At 52.9% G+C, this 1,236-nt stretch carries 2 protein-coding genes; both read left to right on the forward strand.

The features are described 5' to 3' along the window. Positions 1-193 (forward strand): hypothetical protein (locus C5O24_RS14230; RefSeq protein ID WP_161553923.1); only part of this gene is annotated, 193 nt, incomplete at its 5' end. After that, positions 180-1,235, forward strand: coding sequence for an agmatine deiminase family protein (locus C5O24_RS13500; RefSeq protein WP_107034756.1), 1,056 nt, complete (start codon positions 180-182; stop codon positions 1,233-1,235). The genes C5O24_RS14230 and C5O24_RS13500, both read left to right, overlap by 14 nt. Position 1,236 lies beyond the last annotated feature (1 nt).

The following is a 1,236-nucleotide window of genomic DNA, read 5'->3' on the forward strand; positions in this document are numbered from 1 at the left end:
CATTGACATAGCTGAGTCGGAATTCAAAAAAAACATCCATGAAGACAAAGATCTCCATGATGCTTACCGCGAATGGTGCCACATGGTAGGCAGTTCCGAGAAGAACGGTTTTAAGGATTATTGCGAGGAGGTCATCCGTTCGCAGGATGATGTTTGGCAGACACTGAATGACAACGACGATGACAACTTCTGAAACCATACTACATCGAATTCTACCGCCTGAAGGCGCATACGCTCCCGCTGTATTGCTCGCGTGGCCACATGCCGATACAGACTGGATGCCGATATTAGACCGGGTCGACCGTTGCTACCGAGATATAACTGAAGCACTCGCCTCCCTCGAAATACCGGTATTGATAGTCCACCCCGACGCTGATGAGATCAGACGATCACTTCCTTCGGATGTTGCGAAATCGGTCGTGCCCTTTAACTTCATGACCAATGACACATGGACACGCGACTATGGCCAGATAACCGTTAAAGAGAACCACAAATGGATAGTCTGCGACTTCAAGTTCAACGGCTGGGGGTTAAAGTTTGCAGCTGACCGCGACAATCTTGTCACTTCAGCGCTACATAATGCAGGAATCATAGGCGGCGGTTATGAGAACCAGCTTGGATTTGTTCTGGAAGGCGGCTCAATCGAGAGCGACGGGCAAGGGACGATACTCACCACATCGCGCTGCCTGCTATCGCCCAACCGCAACGGCGATCTTGACCGGGCGGCTGTAGAGCTGGCTTTAGTCAAAAAACTTGGAGCAAAAAGGGTGCTGTGGCTGGACCATGGCGGACTCGACGGCGATGACACCGACAGCCATATCGACACACTGGCTCGCCTCGCTTCCGCCGACACGATTGTCTACACCGGCGCCGGCGAAATCAAAGGATCGCAACGCGACGGCCTGCTGAAGATGCGGGCGCAGCTGGCCACATTCACGACCGACCGAGGCAAACCATACACGCTGGTGGAGTTGCCGCTGCCTCGACCGATGAAAGATGACAACGGCGATCCGCTTCCTGCAACATATTGCAATTATCTCGTCACCCCGTCAGCCATACTGATGCCGACATACAATCAGTCCGATCTCGACACCGAAGCTGCGCAAATCCTCGAACGAGTGTATGCACGTCAGGTCATCGGGATCGACTGCAGTGTGCTTGTAGAGCAGCACGGATCATTGCATTGCGCTACAATGCAGATACCCCGCCAGCTCATCAATAACACCGGTATATAAG

Source organism: Paramuribaculum intestinale (assembly GCF_003024925.1).
GTDB lineage: Bacteria > Bacteroidota > Bacteroidia > Bacteroidales > Muribaculaceae > Paramuribaculum > Paramuribaculum intestinale.

Coding starts and splice junctions, on each gene's coding strand:
- C5O24_RS13500 (WP_107034756.1), top strand. CDS start 180: ATGACAACTTCTGAAACCATACTACATCGAATTCTACCGCCTGAAGGC.